This is a genomic window from Lentzea guizhouensis, from assembly GCF_001701025.1.
In the GTDB taxonomy this organism is placed as follows: Bacteria; Actinomycetota; Actinomycetes; order Mycobacteriales; family Pseudonocardiaceae; genus Lentzea; species Lentzea guizhouensis.
This window is the reverse complement of sequence record NZ_CP016793.1, coordinates 6475113-6492924: the sequence shown is the minus strand read 5'-3', so window position 1 is coordinate 6492924 and position 17812 is coordinate 6475113. Positions and strand designations below refer to the sequence as shown.

Sequence of the window (17812 nt, the reverse complement as noted above, 5' to 3'; positions counted from 1 at the left end):
CGCGCGAGCTCGCCGCGCACCTCTGCGAGCAGTTCACAGGTGTCGAGGCCCCGGTCCTCGAGCTCGACGACGTCGAGGCCGCGCTCGCCGCCGGAACGCCCGGTGTCGCGGCCCGGCTGCGCAAGCTCCTCGCCCAGTACGGCGGCAAGAAGAACGAGGAGGCAGCGCGGGACCGGCTCAGCGCGGCCACCGCGGACGACGTGTTCGCCTTCATCGACAACGAACTCGGCCGACGCACCGAGCGCTGACCGCACCAGGAGGGTTTCCGGCGATGCCGAACGAAGAGAAGCTCGTTGAGTACCTGAAGTGGGTCACCGCTGACCTGCACGAGACGCGGCAGCGGCTGGAGGAGGTCGAGTCCGGCCGCCACGAGCCCGTCGCGATCGTCGGCATCGCGTGCCGCTTCCCCGGTGACGTGCGCTCGGCCGAGGACCTGTGGGAGCTGGTGTCGTCCGGCCGCGATGCCATCACCGGTTTCCCGACCGACCGCGGCTGGGACCTGGGCACGCTGGCGGGCGGTTCGAGCGCGACGCTGCAGGGCGGCTTCCTGTACGACGCGGCCGAGTTCGACCCCGGTTTCTTCGGCATCTCACCACGCGAAGCCCTCGCGATGGACCCTCAGCAGCGGCTGCTGCTGCAGACGACGTGGGAGGCCATCGAACGCGCGGGCATCGACCCGTCGTCTTTGCGCGGTAGCGAGACCGGTGTGTTTGTGGGCACCAACGGCCAGGACTACGGCCACGTGCTGATTGCGTCGCAGGAGGACGTGGAGGGACACGCGGGCATGGGCACCGCTGCGTCCGTCATCTCCGGTCGCATCTCTTACACCTTCGGGTTCGAGGGACCTGCCGTCACGGTCGACACGGCGTGTTCTTCTTCGTTGGTCGCTTTGCACATGGCTGCTGCTGCTCTGCGCAATGGCGAGTGTTCTCTCGCGTTGGCCGGCGGTGTGACCGTGATGGCGACGTCGTCGAACTTCGCCGGTTTCACGCGTCAGGGCGGATTGGCGACCTCTGGCCGATGCAAGGCCTTCTCCGACGACGCCGATGGCACCGGCTGGTCCGAGGGCGTCGGCGTGTTGTTGGTGGAGAAGCTTTCCGACGCACAGCGCAATGGTCACCCCGTGCTGGCCGTGGTGGTGGGCAGCGCCGTCAACCAGGACGGTGCCTCCAATGGGTTGTCCGCGCCCAACGGTCCCGCGCAGCGTCGCGTGATCCGGTCGGCGCTGGCGTCGGCCGGTCTGGGGCCGGGTGACGTCGATGCGGTGGAGGCGCACGGCACCGGAACCGTTCTGGGTGACCCGATCGAGGCGCAGGCTTTGCTCGCGACGTACGGGCAGGAGCGTACGTCGCCGTTGTTGTTGGGTGCGGTCAAGTCGAACATCGGGCACACGCAGGCAGCGGCCGGTGTGGCGGGCATCATCAAGATGGTGATGGCGCTGCAGCACGGCTCATTGCCGCGCACTCTGCACGTGGCCGCGCCCTCCTCTCACGTCGACTGGTCTGCCGGTGCGGTCTCATTGCTCACCGAGGACGTGGCTTGGCCGCGCGGGGAGCGGGTGCGGCGGGCCGGGGTGTCGTCGTTCGGGGTGTCGGGCACGAACGCACACGTGATCATCGAGGAATCGCCCTCGGTGAACGGCGAGTCCGGGGCGCCGACACTGTCGGACCCGTCTGAGACGATTGGGATGGGGGGTGGCTCCCCCCAGGGGGCCTGTGAGTCGGAATCGATTCCGAAGGGCGGAGCGGCTGGCGAGAACGCTGCGGCCGGTGGGAACGTGGCGCCGCTCGTCGTGTCCGCCAAGTCGGCGGGCGCGCTGCAGGCCAGGATCGACCAGGTCGGCGACCTGTTGGATGAAGGCGCGAACCCCACCGACCTTGGCCACTCACTCCTCACCACCCGCCCGACCGCGTTTGAACACCGCGCTGTCATCCTCGACAACCAGACCATCGCCAAAGGCCAGACCCAGCGCAAACCCACCGCCGCCCTCTTCAGCGGCCAGGGCGCCCAACGCCTCGGCATGGGCAAGGACCTCTACGACACCGAGCCGAGGTTCAAGGAGGCGTTCGACGAGGTCGCGAGCCACCTCGACCCCGACCTCAAGACCGTCATGTGGGGCACGGACGAGGAGAAGCTCAACCAGACCGGCACCACCCAGCCCGCCCTCTTCGCCTTCCAGGTGGCCCTCTACCGCCTCCTCCACCACTACGGCTTCAAGCCCGACCACGTCGCCGGCCACTCCATCGGCGAGATCGCGGCAGCACACGTCGCCGGAGTCCTCACCCTCGAAGACGCCGCCAAGCTCGTCAACGCCGCGCCAGCCTCATGCAAGCCCTCCCGGGTCAAGGCGCGATGTATGCGGTCAAGGCCACGGAAGCCGAAGTCCGCGAACATCTCACGGCAACCACAAGCATCGCCGCCGTCAACGGCCCGGCCGACATCGTGATCGCCGGTGACGAAGCCGGGACCAAGGCCATCGCCGCCAACTGGGACCACAAGCAGCTCCGGGTCAGCCACGCGTTCCACTCCCCGCTGATGGAGCCGATGCTCGACGACTTCCGCGCGGCCATCGCGACCGTCACCTTCCACCAGCCCAAGATCCCGCTGCACACCGGCAAGCCCGCCACCACCGCCGGCTACTGGGTCGACCACGTCCGTGACACCGTTCGCTTCACCGACAACGTCGACGACATCGGCGACGCCACGTTCGTCGAGATCGGCCCGACCGGAGTCCTGTCGGCGCTCGTCGACGGCTGCATTCCGACGCTGCGGCGCGACAAGCCGGAGCAGCAGGCGTTCCTGACCGCGCTCGCCCGGCTCTACGTCAGCGGCACCAAGGTCAAGTGGGACGACTACTACCCGCAGGGCACCACGATCGCGCTGCCCACCTACCCCTTCGACACCCAGCGGTACTGGCCGCGGGGCACGATGGCGCCGAGCGGGCCGGTCAGGCAGAGCATGCCGGCGTTGTACGAGCTCAACTGGACGAAGGCCACGCCGGGCACCAACGCGGTGTCGGCGGCGCGGTGGGCAATCATCGGTGGTGACGAGTTCGACCTGGCGCACGTGCTCTACAGCGCCGGGCAGACGGTCAGCGGGTACGGCGAGACGCTCGGCCAGGCTGCGCAGAACACCACCCCGGACATCTTCGTCGTGTCGGTCAGCGGGGACGGGACGCCGGAAAGCACGCACAAGCAGACGAGCCGAGTGCTCAAGCTGCTGCAGGAGGCGGACAAGTACAGCTCGCGGATCGTGTTCGCCAGCCGTGGTGCCACGACCGGTGAGGACCTGACCGCGGCGGCGGTCTGGGGTCTCGTGCGCAGTGCGCAGATGGAGAACCCCGGGAAGTTCCTGCTGTTCGACACCGACGCGCTGGACGTGTCCGGGGCGTTGTTGCCGAGGCTGGTCGCGTCGGACGAGCCGCAGGTCGAGGTCCGGAATGGACAGACGAGGGTGCCGAGGCTCGCGAAGACCACGCCGACCGACGCCAAGCACGAGTGGGACCCGGACAAGGCGGTGCTGATCACCGGCGGCACCGGCGGGCTCGGCGCCGAGCTGGCGAAGCACCTCGTCAGCCGCCACGACGTCAAGCACCTGGTGCTGGCGAGCCGGCGTGGTGAGGAGTCGCCCAAGGCCGCGGAGCTGCGCAGGCAGCTCGAGGAAGCCGGTGCGACGGTCACGGTCGTGGCGGCGGACGTGGCGAAGGAGGACGACGTCACGACGTTGCTGTCGGCGGCGCAGAAGCCGTTGCAGGCCATCGTGCACACCGCGGGCGTGCTGGACGACGCGCTGATCGGGGCGCTGAACGACGAGAAGCTCGCGAACGTGCTCAAGCCCAAGGTCGACGCCGCCTGGCACCTCAAGGACACCGGCGCCACGCTCATCCTCTACAGCTCGGTCTCCGGTGTGATGGGGGCGGCCGGCCAGGGCAACTACGCCGCCGCCAACTCCTACCTCGACGCCGTCGCGCGCACCCAGCCGAACACGGTCAGCATCGCCTGGGGGCCGTGGGCGCAGGACTCGGGCATGACGGCCGGGCTGAGCCAGGCCGCGATGGACCGGATGACCAGGTCGGGCATGCCGCCGCTGGCCGTGGAAGAAGGTCTCGCGCTGTTCGACGCGGCACTCACGCAGAACCAGAGGCACCTCGTCGCGATCCACGTCGCGGAGCAGCGCGGGCCGGTGTCGAAGCTCTTCGCCGACATCACCGAGGCACCCCAGCAGCACCAGCCGGAGAAGGCCGCGGTCACGGTGCTGGACCGGCTGCGCGAGGCCGGCCAGGAGGAGCGCGAGGTGATGGTGCGCGATCTCGTGGTCGGCACGAGTGCCGCGCTGCTCGGTCACGCCGACCCGAGCGGGGTCGACGCCGGCAAGGACTTCCTGGAGCTCGGCTTCGACAGCCTGATCGCGGTCGAGCTGCGCAACCAGCTCAACGAGCTGCTCGGCCTCAAGCTCGCGGGCAGTGTCGTGTTCGACCACAAGACGCCCGCGAACCTCGCCCAGCACCTCGTCACCGAGCTCAAAACCCTCCACAGTGGAGGAACCAGCAGCGGCGGTGTCGAGGTCGCGGCGGAGGACACCGTGTTCGGGCTGTTCATGGACGCGGTCACCAAGAACAACGTGGCGGCCGGCCTGCAGATGCTCAAGGGCGTGGCGAACCTGCGGCCGATGTTCGACTCCCCCGCCGAGCTCGACGAGCTGCCGGAGCCGGTCACGCTCGCCGACGGGCCCGCGTTGCCGAAGCTCATCTGCATCAGCGCGCCCGGTGCGACCGCCGGTGTGCACATGTACGCCAGGCTCGCCGCGCACCTGCGAGGCAAGCGGCAGGTCAGCGCGTTGCCGCTGGTCGGGTTCGGCAGCGGGGAACCGTTGCCGCGCAACGCCGCCGCCGTGAACCGGTGGGTGGCCGAAGCCGTGCTGCACGCCAGCGGCAGCGACCCGTTCGTGCTGGTCGGCCACTCCTCCGGCGGCACGCTCGCCTACCTGGCGGCGGGTGTCATCGAGGAGACGTGGGGCATCAAGCCCGACGGCGTGATCATGCTGGACACGTTGAGCCTCAACTACGACAACCGGGAGGGCATGGACTTCGAGTCCGTCACCTCGAACTACTTCAACACGATGGACTCGCCCGCGGTCAACATGAACAGCGCGCGCCTGTCCGCCATGGCCCACTGGTTCCCGCGGATCATCGACACCGGCATCCACACCACCGTGCCGAAGCTGCTGATCCGCTGCGGCCAGGAGGTCCGCGGCACGGACCTGGTGACCACGAACCAGGACGTCGCCGTGCCCGCCGACGACATCCGGCTCGTGCAGACCGACCACATGGCCATGGTGAAGGAGGACGCGCACCTCACCGCCGAGGTCATGGAGGCCTGGCTGGCCGCGTTCACGACCGTGCCGGCCTGACCGGTCGGGCGGTCACGTCGACCTGCGACGTGACCGCCCGGCCACAGCAGCTCTCCGCTCAGCCGACCCGGCGGTCCGCCAGCCGCACGACCTCCGCGGCCTGCTCCACCCGCACCCGGCCGGACGCCACCAGGTACCCGACGCCGCGGACGGTCTGGATCACCTCGTCGGTGTCGCTCAGCTTCTGCCGCACCCGCCGCACGTGCACGTCGACCGTGCGGCCGCCGCTGTAGTCGTCGTCGATCCCCCACACCGCCGCCATCAGCTCACGGCGGCGGTGCACGCGGTCGGGGTGTTCGCACAGGTAGAGCAGCAGCTCGAACTCCAGCCGGGTCAGCTCGACCGCCTTGCCCCGGCACAGCACCTGCCTGGTGTGCGGCAGGATCCTGACGTCGGCGTCCAGCACGGGTTCCGCGAGCACCAGGCCGGCCTGCCTCAGCGCGCCGAGCAGCCGCACCGCCGCCTGGTCGTCATCGGTTTCGATGGTGAGCACGAGTCGCACGACAGTCTCCTCACGAGGTCTTCGGCAGACCCGGCGGGTTGATCTCCGACGTCGGCACGGCCTCGTCGGGCAGGCCCCAGCGCTTCAGCACCTCCGCGTACTTGCCGTTCGCGATCAGCTGGTTGAGCGCCTCCTGCACCGGAGCGACCAAACCGTTGCCCTTCACCGTGGTCACGGCGATCTTGCCCTGCACCGACGCGCCACCGGAGAAGTTGCCGATCACCTCGGTCTCCCCGGACACCGCCGCGTGGTAGGCCGAGGTCGGGTTCGGGCCGAGGTAGGCGTCGATGCGTCCGGACTGCAGCGCCAGGTAGTAGTCCGACGAGTTCTGGAAGTACTTGATGTCGGTGGCTTTCAGTCCCGCGGCGACGTTCTGGGCGCTCCAGTCGACGAGGATCTTCTCCTGGTTGGTGCCGGAGGTCACGGCGATCACCTTGCCCGCGACGTCCTTGGGCTCTCTGACCTTCCAGGTGCCGCCCTTCTTCGCCTCGAACGCCAGCGTGTCGAGCCGGTAGGTGGCGAAGTCGTACTTCTCCTTGCGCGCCTCGGTGACGGTGATGTTCGACAGGCCCACGTCGGTGGCGCCGCTGTCGAGGCCCACGAAGAGGTTCTCCCACGAGGAGGCCTCGAGTCTCACCTTCAGCCCCAGCACGTCGGCGACCAGGTACGCGATGTCGGTCTCCACGCCGATCACCGTGCGGTCGTCTGTGGCGTAGAACCGCAGAGGTGGTGCTGTACCCGCGGATCCACCGACGACGAGCTCGCCCTTGGCGCGGAACTTCTCCGGCACCTTCGCGGCGATCTTGTCGTCCTTGGTGGCCTTCACCCGGTTCTGGTCGGGCCCGAGGCTCACGCTCAGACCGCTCACCGTGGAGGGCTCGCTCTCGGCGGGCGTGGCGCACGCGGCCAGGACGAACGTCAACGCGACCAGTGCTGCTCTGCGCACAACAGGCTCCTTGTCAGAGAACTTTGGAGAGGAAAGCGCGGGTGCGCTCGTGGACGGGGTGGTCGAGCACCTCACCGGGAGTGCCCTCCTCGACCACCACACCCGCGTCGAGGAACACGACCCGGTCCGCCACCTCGCGGGCGAACCCGATCTCGTGGGTGACCACGACCATCGTCGTGCCGGTCCGCGCCAGGTCGCGCATCACGTCGAGCACCTCACCGACCAGTTCCGGGTCCAGCGCCGAGGTCGGCTCGTCGAACAGCACGACCTTCGGTTTCGTGGCAAGGGCTCTGGCGATCGCGACGCGTTGCTGCTGGCCACCGGAGAGCTGCCGCGGGTAGGCGTCCTCCTTGTCGGCGAGGCCGACCCTGGCGAGCAGCTCGCGGCCTTCGGCGTACACCTGCCCGCGGGGCCTGCGGTGCGCGATCGGCGCCTCCACCACGTTCTCCAGCGCGGTGAGGTGCGGGAAGAGGTTGAAGTTCTGGAACACGAACCCGATGTGCGCGCGTTGTTCGAGGATCTCGCGCTCCTTGAGCTCGTGCAGCCTGCGACCGGCCCTGCGGTAGCCGACGAGCTCGCCGTCGACGCTGATGAACCCGCGGTCCACCTTCTCCAGGTGGTTGATCGTGCGCAGCAACGTCGACTTGCCGGACCCGGACGGCCCGAGCACCACCACGACCTCGCCGGCGGCGACCTCCAGCGACACCCCGCGCAGCACCTCGTTGGCACCGAAGCTCTTGTGCACCCCCAGCAGCTCGATCACCGGCGGGCACCCTTCGCGAAGTACCGCTCGACGTAGTGCTGGCCGATCGAGAGCAGCGTGGTCAGGATGATGTACCAGACGGTCGCGACCATCAGCAGCGCCACGACCCGCGCGTTGCGGCCGTAGATCACCTGCACCTGGTAGAAGAGCTCGCCGATCGCCATCACCGACACCACCGACGTTCCCTTGAAGAGGCTGATCACCTCGTTCGCGGCGTTCGGCAGGATGGCGCGCATCGCCTGCGGCAGCACGATCCTGCGGAACTGGCGGCCCTTCGGGATGCCCAGCGCGGCGGCGGCCTCCAGCTGGCCTGGCTCGACCGAGATCACGCCGGAGCGCACGATCTCGGCGGCGTAGGCGGCCTGGTGCAGCGCGAGCCCGAGAACGGCCGCGCCCATCGGGCTGATCAGCTGCACGGTCTCGAAGGAGTAGAACTCCGGCCCGAACGGGATGCCGACCGACAGCCGCTGGTAGAGGTAGGAGATGTTGAACCAGAACAACAGCTGCACGATCAGCGGGATCGAGCGGAACGCCCACACGTAGGTCCAGCCGACCGCCTGCAGCAACGGGCTGCGCGACATCCGCAGCAGCGCCACCACGACGCCGAGCGCGAAGCCGAGGACCGTGCCGAGCACGGTGAGCACGATCGTGGTGCCGACCGCGCGGATGACCGACTCCGCGGTGAAGTAGCGGGCGAACGTCGGCCAGTCCCAGCCGGGGTTCGTGACCAGGCCGTGGACGAACTGGGCGGCGAGCACCAGCACGACCACGACGCCGACCCACCGCCACGGGTGCCGCGCGGGCACCACCGGCAAGGAGGCAAGCTCCGCCTGTCTGTCCTTTGTGGATTTCAACACGAGTGTGCCTGATGGCGGCATGGCGGATCCCTGTGGGCCGGACGGGCGGTGAAGGCGGTAGCGGTCAGCCCGAACAGGTGGCGCTGGACACGCGGCCGAGGTCGATGTGCCTGCGGGAGGACAGGAACAAGGCGAAGGTCATTCCTGTCCTCCCCTCCCTGCGCTCGATGAGGAGCACGTTGCAGAACACGGCTCACCGTAGGGATCCGCCGAACACGTGGGCAAGGGCGTCCACGTGGTGAACAACTATCGGAGACCGAGGTGATCCCGCAGCGTCGGGCCGCTGTAGTCCTCCCGGAACACGCCGCGTTCCTGCAGCAACGGCACGACGGTGTCCGCGAACTCGTCGAGCCCGCCGGGCGTCACGTGCGGCACCAGGATGAAGCCGTCCGCCGCGTCCTGCTGCACCAGGTCGTTGATCTGCGTCGCGACGGTGGCGGCCGACCCGGTGAACGTCTGCCGGGCGCTCACGTCGATCACCAGGTCGCGGATCGACAGGTTCTTCGCCGCCGCCTTCTCCCGCCACTCGGTGACCGTGGCGACGGGATCTTTGAACATCCGCACGCTCGCCCGACCCTTGGCGATGGTGTTCTCCCCGGTCCGCGGCTCCACGTCGGGCAGCGGCCTGTCCGGGTCGTAGCCGCTCAGGTCGCGGTTCCACACCTGTTCCAGGAACCGGATCGCCGTGGCACCGCTGACCTGCTGACGCCGCACCACCGCGGCCTTCTCCTGCGCGTCGGCGTCGGTGTCGCCGAGCACGAAGGTCGCGGCCGGGAGGATCTTCAGCTGGTCGTGCGTGCGCCCGTGCTTGGCGAGCCGGCCCTTGACGTCACGGTAGAACCGTTGGCCTTCTTCCAAGGTGGCGTAGCGGGAGAAGATGGCGTCCGCGGTGGCGGCAGCGAACTCCCGCCCTTCCTCGGAGTCACCGGCCTGCAGGATCACCGGGCGGCCCTGCGGTGAGCGCGGGACGCCGAACGTGCCGCTGATGTCGAAGTGCTCGTCGGTGTGCTCGAACGGGCCGACGCCGGTGTCGAAGAGCTTCCACGCGGTGCGCAGGAACGACTCCGCCCTGCTGTAGCGGTCCTCCTGCTTGAGGAAGCCGCCGCGGCGGAAGTTCTCGCCGGTGAACGCGTCCCACGACGTGACGACGTTCCACGCGGCCCGGCCGGCCGAGAGGTGGTCGAGCGAGGCGAACTGCCGCGCCACCTCGTAGGGTTCGTTGAAGGTCGAGTTGATCGTGCCGGCGAGCCCGAGCCGGTCGGTGACGGCCGCGAGCGCCGCCAGCACGGTGAACGTGTCCGGGCGGCCGACCACATCGAGGTCGTGGATCTGCCCGCCCTGCTCGCGCAGCCGCAGACCCTCGGCGAGGAAGAAGAAGTCGAACTTCGCGCGTTCCGCCGTCTGCGCCAGGTGGACGAACGAGCGGAACTCGATGTGGCTGCCCGCCTGCGGATCGCTCCACACCGTCGTGTTGTTCACGCCGGGGAAGTGGGCGGCGAGGTGGATCTGCTTGGTCATCGCGCGCTCCCTGCCGCATACCGGTTCTCGGGCCTGCCGAGGCCGAGGTACCCCCGCAGCGTCTGGTGTTCGTACTCGGTGCGGAACAAGCCGCGTTCGCGCAGCCGCGGCACGAGCCCGCGGGTGACCTCGCGCAGGTCGCCGTGCAGCCGGAAGCCGGTGAAGCCCTCGGTCTGCCACTGCTGGAGTCGCTCGGGCGTCACGGTCGCGTCGACATCTCGGAACACGAGCTTGTCGGAGGCAGAAGCGTTGTCGGAGAACACGATGTCGGCGAAACCGGCCTCGGTGGCCGCGATCGGCGGGTGTCCCTGCGGCGGCCGGGGCGTGATCGACGGACCGCGCACGCTGAACCAGCTGCCCTCGAAGTCGATGTGGTGCAGCTTCTCCCGGTCGATGAACCGCCCGGTGGCCACGTCGCGGATCTCCGCGTCGTCCTCCCAGCTGTCCCACAACCTCCTCAGCACCTCGGCGTAGTCGGCCGCCTCGCCCCAGAGGTCGCCCAGGTTTTCGCGGCGCCCGAAGTGCTTGGCGTGCAACGGGTCCGGCGCGACGTCGAGCAACACACCACCGCGCCCGCCGCTCACGTGGTCAAGCGTGGCGATGGCCTTCGACACGTGGAACGGCTCGGTGTGCGTGACAACCGCGGTCGGCACCAGGCCGATGCGGCTGGTCAGCGGCGCGACCCTGGCGGCGATCAGCACGGCGTCGAGGCCGGGCGCACCGCCCAGCGAGTCGTCGAACGTCACGAAGTCGAGCTTGGCGTCCTCGGCCTCGCGCACGAGCTCCGTCCAGTACCGCGCGGTGAACTCGCCGGTGACGGGCAGCGCGACGGCCAGGTGCAGTGGTGCTCCCACCGGTCCCCCTCTCGTCGGGTTCCCGCAGTCTGGTCGCGTTTTCACGCTCTTCGCTGAGGCGGTCACCAGGTGGGATCGAGGGCGTGAGCGGGAATATTTCCGGCTCGGCACTGCCCGGAGGGGCGGCGAACTCCGCACGCACGGCCGCCCGTGCGTTCCTCGCGGTCCCCCGAGCGTTCTGGAATACCGGAAGTCGACGCCGGGACAGCTGAGCAAAGGTGCCGCCGATGAAACGTGGTCAGTGCCAGGACTCAGACGGGCGAGAACCCGGCAGGCGTTCCGGCGAACGGCACGGACCACCGGCGACGAGCTCCCAGCGAGCGGTGCTCTCACTGCAGGCCGCGGCCGGCAACCGGGCGGTCGCGCGCACCCTGACCGTGCAGCGCGACACGGGGCTCGCGGCGAACGTGGGCACCTTCGTCACCGACCTGGGCCCGGTGTTCGCCCGCTGGAACGCCGGCCAGGCCAACGCGGACTCCCGGCTGAAGGACCTCAGGACGACCATCAACGACCAGCTCACGGCCATCGGCATCACCTACACCGTCGGCGTCTTCTCCGGTCTGCCCGGAGTCGGCGGCAGCACGCACGGCGAGTTCAAACCGGACCTGTGGGTCATCAACATCAAGCCGGGCACCGTGCAAGCCCCGCTGGCCGACCAGAACGCGCAAGCCGCCCTCGCGGACACGGTCGTCCACGAGACCCGGCACGTCGAACAGTTCTTCCGCGTGGCGCGCATGCGGTGCGCGGCGAAGGTCAAGGAGAACAAGAAGCGCCCGGCAGGCGACATCGCCGCAGAGGTCGCGGCCGACCTCAAGATGGACCCGCGGGCCGTTCAAGCCGCCATGGCCCAGGGCGGCGCTCTCACCGCCGAGGAGCAACACGAAGCCGCGAGCTGGTCGCAGTCGATCCCCGCGAACGTCGTCGTGCACGAGCAGCTGAAAGCGGCCAAACCGGAGTACACCGCCGCCCAGCTGGCCGTCGGCGCGTTCGCACAGGAGCTCATGGCGGCGCCGAAGATGGACCACGACCCGAAGGTGCCGGTGGACGTGGTGTACTTCCGCAACCGGTTCGAGCAGGTCAGGCTGCGGTTCCGCCGCGCGTTCGCGGCGTACTCCGGCGCCTACCGGGCCTACCGGACCGGCCTGACCTTCGAGACCGACGCGTTCCGCACCGGGCACGCCGCCTCCGCCGCCATCACCGGCCGGATCCCACCTGACCTGGATCAGACGGTGGCCGCCCTGAAGCAGCCGTGGGAGCAGTACTTCCAGCACTGCCACCAAGTGCTCTGGCTCAGCCCTCCCCCGCTGCCGCCGCGCGAGCCCGTGCAGACCCACGTCCAGCGGCACCAGGTGCCACCGGAGCTGGAATCGATGTTGCCTTGACGTGGGCGTCAACGTTTAGCGTCGTCGCATGAGGATCGGCGAACTGGCCAAGCGAGCCGGCACCACCACGCGCGCGTTGCGGTTCTACGAGTCGCAAGGGCTCTTGCAGGCACAACGCACGGCCAACGGCTACCGCGAGTACGACGAGCACGACCTGCGGCTGGTCGCGGAGATCCAGTCGCTGCAGTCGATCGGGCTGTCGCTGGAGGACACCCGGCCGTTCGTGGCGTGCCTGCGCGCGGGGCACGAGTCCGGTGACTCGTGCCCGGACTCGCGGGAGATCTACCGGCGCAAGCTCGCCGAGGTCGACGCGTGCCTGGACCGGTTGCACGCCGTTCGCGCGTTCCTCGTCGACAGGATCGAGGCCTTCGACCCGTGCCGGGTGGACGAACCCAAGGAGTTCAAGTGCAGCTGACCGACGCGACGTTCGCCGCGAGCGTGCGGACCGGGACCGTGCTCGTCGAGTTCTGGGCGCAGTGGTGCGGACCGTGCCACATGCTCTCGCCGGTGCTCGACGAGATCGACCGCGAGCGCGACGATCTGACCGTTCTGCGCATCAACGCCGACGAGAACACGGCGACGGCCCGCGACTACCAGGTGATGTCGCTGCCGACGATGCTGTTGTTCCGCGACGGCGTGCCGATTCGTTCGATCGTGGGGGCACGGCCCAAGTCGCGGCTGCTCGCCGAACTGGATGACGCCTTGTCCGCTTGAAGGTTTTAGATTACGCGCATGCTCGGTCTGGAACTCGTCGTGGTGCTGGGTGTGTGCGTGCTGGTGAGCAGCGTCGCGGCCGGACGGTTGCGCGTCGCGGCGCCGGTGTTGCTCGTGGTGTTCGGCGCGGTGCTCGGGTTCGTGCCGAGCCTGGAGTCGGTGAGCCTGCCGCCGGAGGCGATGCTGCTGATCTTCCTCCCGGCGCTGCTGTACTGGGAGAGCCTCACCACCTCGTTGCGCGAGATCCGTTCCAACCTGCGCGTAATCGTGCTGACCAGCACCCTGCTGGTGATCGCGACGGCCGCGGCGATCGCCTGGGTCGGTCACGCGCTGGGGCTGGACTGGGGACCTGCCTGGGTCCTCGGAGCGGCGCTGGCCCCCACTGACGCCACGGCGGTGGCGGCGATCGCGCGTGGGCTGCCGCGGCGCACCACCACCGTCATCAAGGCCGAGTCGCTGATCAACGACGGCACCGCGCTGGTCATCTACGGCATCGCGGTCGCCGTCACCGCGGGCGAGGTGCAGTACAGCGGCGGACTGGTCGGCTGGCGGTTCCTGCTGTCCTACGCCGGCGGCGCGGCGGCGGGCCTGCTGTGCGCGTGGCTCGTGGTGCAGGTCCGGCGCCGGCTCGACAACCCCGTGCAGGAGAGCGTGGTCAGCGTGCTGACGCCGTTCGCGGCGTTCCTGCTGGCCGAGCTCGTGCACGGGTCCGGCGTGATCGCGGTGGTCGTCGCGGGCCTGACGTTGAGCCAGATCGGGCCGCGGCTGGTGCGCGCCGACGCACGGCAGCAGTCGGAGGCGTTCTGGCGGTTGTCGACGTTCCTGTTGAACGGCTCGTTGTTCGTCCTCATCGGACTGCAAGCGCACGGTGCGGTGCGCGCGTTGGACGGCGCGGAGGTGCTGGCGTCGTTCGGTGCTATCGGGCTGGTGGCGTTGGCGGTCGTGGGCACGCGTGTGGCGTGGAGCTACACCACGCCATATGTCATCCGTGCGATTGACCGCCGCCCTCAGCAACGTCTGCGTCGTGTCGGCGCACGGCAACGCATGGTCAGCACGGCAGCCGGGTTCCGCGGTGCCGTGTCACTGGCCGCGGCGCTCGCGGTCCCGGAGACCACGGCGTCGGGCGCGCCGTTCCCGTTCCGCGAGGAGATCGTGCTGATCACGTCCGGCGTGGTGGTGCTGACGCTGGTCGTGCAGTCGCTGCTGCTGCCGGTGATCGTGCGGTGGGCGCACCTGCCTGAGGACACGGCCGTGGAGGAGGAGCTGCGCCTGGCCCAGTCGACGGCGTCGGAGGAGGCCTACGAGGCGCTGCCGGGCCTGGCGGACAAGGTCGGCGTCAGCGACGTCGTCTACAAGCGGGTGCTGGCCGAGTACGACCACCACCTGGAGGTCCAGCGCTCCGCCGCGAGCGGCGACGAGGAGACCACGCAGGCGGAGGCGGAGTACGCGGCGCTGCGGCTGGAGCTGATCGCGCACAAGCGGGCCACGGTGGTGCGGCTGCGCGACGAGCGGGCGATCGACGACATCGTGCTGCGGACGGTGCAGGCGCGGCTGGACGTGGAGGAGGTCCGGTTGTCACGGCGCGAGGTCGAAGACTAGTGCCAGTGACCGCCGAACAGGTCGCGGGCCAGCTCCCGTGCCACCTCGCGGACCGGGCGGTCCGGTGTGGACGGACGCGGCTCCGGCAGCACCTCCCACGCCTCGCCGTCGGTGGCCGGGCGCAGTTCCAGCGCGGCGGTGCGCAGGGTGCCCCTGTCGACCGCGAGGCCTCCCCTGACCTCGACCTCCCGGCCTACCAGGTAGCGCGTGTAGGCCTGGGCGTCCTCGAAGAGCTCGTACCGCAGTGACGCGGTCTCGACGTCGCAGACCTTCGCCCCGTACACGCACTCGCCGGGGTCCGCGCCCAGCCGCGGGCCGACGGAGATGTAGCGCGCCTGCGGGTCGGCGCCGTCGGGTTCGAGGTACCAGGTGCCCTGGCCGGGCCGCAGGCGGTAGCCGGGGACGGTGGTCGCCATCAGCGAGCCGCGTGCGATCTGGTCGTCGGCGAACCGCAGGTCCAGGGCGGACGGTGAGGCGTCGGCCAGTGCTTTGAGCACCAGCAGGGCGGTGGCGACCAGGACGGTCAGTGAGCCGGCGGCGAGGTACCAGCGGCGCAGCAGCAGGGCCGCCATCAGCGCGAACAGCACCACGGAGGCGGGTACCCAGAGAGTCGGAGTTCGGCTCAGGGCGAGGCCGGCGGCGTCGGTGAGGTCCCACGAGAGCAGCCACAGGACCGTGCCGCCGGCACCGACGAACACGGCCCAGCAGATGCGGCCGCCTCGGGAACCGGTGAGCCACGACGCGTCCGGGGCCAGTCCTGCCACCGCTGTCAGGGCCACGACCAGCACCACCGCGAACACGCCGGCCATGACCACCGCGGCCGTGGCGCCGCCGAGCAGCACGCCGACCACGGCCCCGACCAAGGGCAGCACGGCCAGTGCGCCGATCACGCCGGCCGCCGCCACCTGAACCAGGACACGCCCGATGGCGTGCCCCTCCCCCGTGTGCACCACGTGATCACCCTGGCAGGCGCGGACGTGCGCGGGGAACAGTGGAACTACTCACTGGCTGCTGATGGTCGCCACCACGTTGATCGTCGTGGCATGACCGCGGAACGCACTCCGGGCTGTCACCGGAACCTGGCCGACGTGCGGCCGGGTTCCGGTGACCACGAGCTCAGCGCCGGTAGACGCCGAGCTCGTAGAGCGAGTAGCCCCAGCCGGTGCCGCGCTGCGTGGCGTGCAGCCGGACGTAGCGGGCGGTCGCGGTCACGTCGATCGCGTCCACACCGCCGTTGCCGGTCGTCGTGCCGTAGACCGCGCGCCAGCTGGTGCCGTCGTCGGACACCTGGATCTCGTAGGCGCGGCCGAACGCGCCCTCCCACACCAGCTGCACGTGCTGGAACGTCGTCACCGCGCCCAGGTCGACGCGCAGCCACTGCGGGTCGACCCAGTCGGTGGCCCAGCGCGAGCCGGCGTTGCCGTCGACCGCGTTGGAGGGCGGGAACGGTGCCCCGTCGCCGACCTGCTGGTAGGAGGAGGCGGTGACCGCCTTGCCCTGCGCGACGTTCACGCCGGACGGTTGCGGTGCCACGACCCGGACCGAGCGGGTCTCGATGCCGATGTTGCCGCGGCCGTCCTCGGCCATCACGTACACCTTCCACACGCCGAGGCGGTCGGGTGCGGTGAGCGTCAGGCGGTTGCCGTTGACCTGCACCGGCGCGTTCGCGAGACCTCCGCTGTTGTCGATGTACTTCGAGTTCAGCGCCGCCGACCACGTGATCGTGTCGCCGTTCGGGTCCGAGGCCGTCACGTCGACGGTGAGCGGTGCACCGGCGGCGACGGTTTGCGGGACGTTCATCGCGGAGATCACCGGCGGGGTGTTGGCCGGGGTGGCGCCGCCGAACGCGCGCTGCACCGCGTAGAACGACAGCCGCTTCTTGCCCGCCGGGGTCAGGTTGAACCACACCGCGCCGAAGTCGTACTCGGTGCCGTAGTGGAACAACGTGCCGCCGAACGACACCCCGGTGTGGCCGACGATGCAGTTCCACGCCTGGGTGTAGCCGTCGCGCTTCTGCACGTCGGTGGGTTCCGCGGGCACGCCGTTGGCGTCGTTGGGGACCTCCCACTCACCGGCGGGTCCGGCCTCGGTGAGGATGTACGGCTTGGTGTAGCCGCCGTTGAGCCAGTCCTGGCGCACCTGGCAGACGTTGCCGTAGGAGTTGACCGAGTACAGGTCGAGGTCGGGCGTGTGCGCCTTCAGGTACGCCCACGCGCCGGTCCACGCGTCCGTGTTCGTCACCGGGTGGTTGGTGTCGATCGCGTGGATCGCGCGGGCGGCCTCGTTGAGGTACCGCGCGTAGGCCACGCGCTGGTTCTCCAGCTCGGTGCCGGAGTAGCAGTTCTGCAGGCCGAGGATGGACTCGTTGCCGACGTTCCACATGAGCACGCCGGGGTGGTCCTTGTAGGTGGTCACCCATTGCCGGATCTGCCCGAGCATGTCCGCTTTGTACTGCGCGTCGGTGACGTAGTTGACGCAGCCGCCGGAACCGGGACCGCCGCCGGGCTGCAGCCAGAAGCCGTTCATCACGCGCAGGCCGTTCGCCGCGGCCGCGTCGAGCAGCGGACGGGTCGAGGCGTCGGTGCCCCAGGTGCGCAACGTGTTGACGCCCATGGACTTCAGCTCCGGCATGTACCGCGCGGCGTCGGCGGCGGGCGGGCCCCAGGTCAGGCCCTTCACCGTCCACGGCTGACCGTCCACGAGCAACCGCCAGTTGCCCTGCGAACCGGTCACGTGCACACCCGTTGGCGCGACGGGACCTTGTGAGCCGAAGACCCGGAACTCCCACAACGAGACGCCGTAACCGTTGGCGCGCTGGGTGGCGTTGACGCGCACGTAACGGCCGGTGCCGCTGACGTCGTGACCCTGCCGGCCGCCGGTGGCGCCGGTGACCGAGCGGACGGTCTGCCAGGAGTCGCCATTGGCCGAGGTCTGGATGTCGAACGCGGTGGCGTACGCGCCTTCCCAGTCGAGCTCGACGCGGGTGATCGCCGACGACGCACCCAGGTCGACCCGCAGCCACTGCGGGTCGCTCCACTGACTGGACCAGCGCGTGCCCGCATCACCGTCGACCGCGGCCGACGCGGGCGTGCCGCCGTTCTCGGCCGAGGACGCGACGGCGGGCTTGCCCTGGGAGAGCAGTTCGGGCGCGGCGGTCACCGTTCCCGGTACGAGCACAAGACTTGCGAGCACGGCGAGAACCGTGCCGATGGAGCGGACGCGAACCATCGCGCCTCCTGCCACGGGTAGGGGTCGTGTGCGTGGAGAG

The 17812-nt window shown here is 69.8% G+C and carries 14 protein-coding genes and 1 pseudogene; 6 read left to right on the top strand and 9 right to left on the bottom strand.

Annotation, left to right across the window (positions count from 1 at the left end; translation table 11 throughout):
- Positions 1-244: 244 nt before the first annotated feature.
- Positions 245-2841: pseudogene (locus BBK82_RS56410) on the top strand (type I polyketide synthase); the annotation flags it as partial.
- 87 nt (positions 2842-2928) lie between these two features.
- Positions 2929-5409 carry a type I polyketide synthase gene (locus tag BBK82_RS57225; protein ID WP_472368449.1) on the top strand — a complete coding sequence of 827 codons (2481 nt, stop codon included), beginning with the start codon at positions 2929-2931 and terminating at the stop codon, positions 5407-5409.
- Between the two features lie 58 nt (positions 5410-5467).
- Here BBK82_RS57225 and BBK82_RS31665 read toward each other — a convergent pair whose 3' ends face one another.
- The 7 genes from BBK82_RS31665 to BBK82_RS31640 all read right to left on the bottom strand — a co-directional run bounded on the left by BBK82_RS31665 (position 5468) and on the right by BBK82_RS31640 (position 10849).
- The gene (locus BBK82_RS31665) at positions 5468-5911 is read right to left on the bottom strand and encodes a winged helix-turn-helix domain-containing protein (RefSeq protein WP_065918265.1); all 444 of its coding nucleotides are present in this window, start codon (positions 5909-5911) and stop codon (positions 5468-5470) included.
- Positions 5912-5921: 10 nt separating this feature from the next.
- Positions 5922-6857, bottom strand: coding sequence for an ABC transporter substrate-binding protein (locus BBK82_RS31660; protein ID WP_065918264.1), 936 nt, complete (start codon positions 6855-6857; stop codon positions 5922-5924).
- Between the two features lie 13 nt (positions 6858-6870).
- The gene (locus tag BBK82_RS31655; protein ID WP_065918263.1) at positions 6871-7620 is read right to left on the bottom strand and encodes an amino acid ABC transporter ATP-binding protein; all 750 of its coding nucleotides are present in this window, start codon (positions 7618-7620) and stop codon (positions 6871-6873) included.
- On the bottom strand, positions 7617-8429 hold the full coding sequence (locus BBK82_RS31650; protein ID WP_237048449.1) for an amino acid ABC transporter permease: 813 nt from the start codon (positions 8427-8429) through the stop codon (positions 7617-7619). Before BBK82_RS31650 ends, BBK82_RS31655 begins: the two co-directional genes overlap by 4 nt.
- A 112-nt stretch (positions 8430-8541) precedes the next feature.
- Positions 8542-8619, bottom strand: coding sequence for a putative leader peptide (locus tag BBK82_RS56865; protein WP_418287530.1), 78 nt, complete (start codon positions 8617-8619; stop codon positions 8542-8544).
- A gap of 104 nt (positions 8620-8723) precedes the next feature.
- Complete coding sequence (locus BBK82_RS31645) at positions 8724-9995, bottom strand: LLM class flavin-dependent oxidoreductase (protein WP_065918261.1); 1272 nt, start codon at positions 9993-9995, stop codon at positions 8724-8726.
- Positions 9992-10849 carry an LLM class flavin-dependent oxidoreductase gene (locus tag BBK82_RS31640; protein ID WP_065918260.1) on the bottom strand — a complete coding sequence of 286 codons (858 nt, stop codon included), beginning with the start codon at positions 10847-10849 and terminating at the stop codon, positions 9992-9994. The genes BBK82_RS31645 and BBK82_RS31640 overlap by 4 nt, the downstream gene beginning before the upstream one ends.
- A 227-nt stretch (positions 10850-11076) precedes the next feature.
- Here BBK82_RS31640 and BBK82_RS31635 point away from each other — a divergent pair, with 227 nt between their 5' ends.
- Genes BBK82_RS31635 through BBK82_RS31620 form a run of 4 tightly spaced genes read left to right on the top strand, consistent with a single transcriptional unit; the run spans position 11077 to position 14544 of the window.
- Entirely contained in the window at positions 11077-12231 is a 1155-nt protein-coding gene (locus BBK82_RS31635) for a hypothetical protein (protein WP_154697611.1), read from the top strand.
- Positions 12232-12259: 28 nt separating this feature from the next.
- Complete coding sequence (locus BBK82_RS31630) at positions 12260-12646, top strand: MerR family transcriptional regulator (protein WP_065918258.1); 387 nt, start codon at positions 12260-12262, stop codon at positions 12644-12646.
- Positions 12637-12945 (top strand): thioredoxin, encoded by a 309-nt coding sequence (gene trxA, locus BBK82_RS31625; protein ID WP_065918257.1) that lies wholly within the window; start codon positions 12637-12639, stop codon positions 12943-12945. The genes BBK82_RS31630 and trxA overlap by 10 nt, the downstream gene beginning before the upstream one ends.
- 18 nt (positions 12946-12963) lie before the next feature.
- The gene (locus BBK82_RS31620) at positions 12964-14544 is read left to right on the top strand and encodes a Na+/H+ antiporter (protein ID WP_065918256.1); all 1581 of its coding nucleotides are present in this window, start codon (positions 12964-12966) and stop codon (positions 14542-14544) included.
- Here BBK82_RS31620 and BBK82_RS31615 read toward each other — a convergent pair.
- Both BBK82_RS31615 and BBK82_RS31610 read right to left on the bottom strand, forming a co-directional pair.
- Positions 14541-15497, bottom strand: coding sequence for a hypothetical protein (locus tag BBK82_RS31615; protein WP_065918255.1), 957 nt, complete (start codon positions 15495-15497; stop codon positions 14541-14543). The genes BBK82_RS31620 and BBK82_RS31615 overlap by 4 nt on opposite strands.
- 163 nt (positions 15498-15660) lie before the next feature.
- Positions 15661-17772: a discoidin domain-containing protein gene (locus BBK82_RS31610; RefSeq protein WP_065918254.1), complete on the bottom strand. Its 2112-nt coding sequence runs from the start codon at positions 17770-17772 to the stop codon at positions 15661-15663.
- Positions 17773-17812 lie beyond the last annotated feature (40 nt).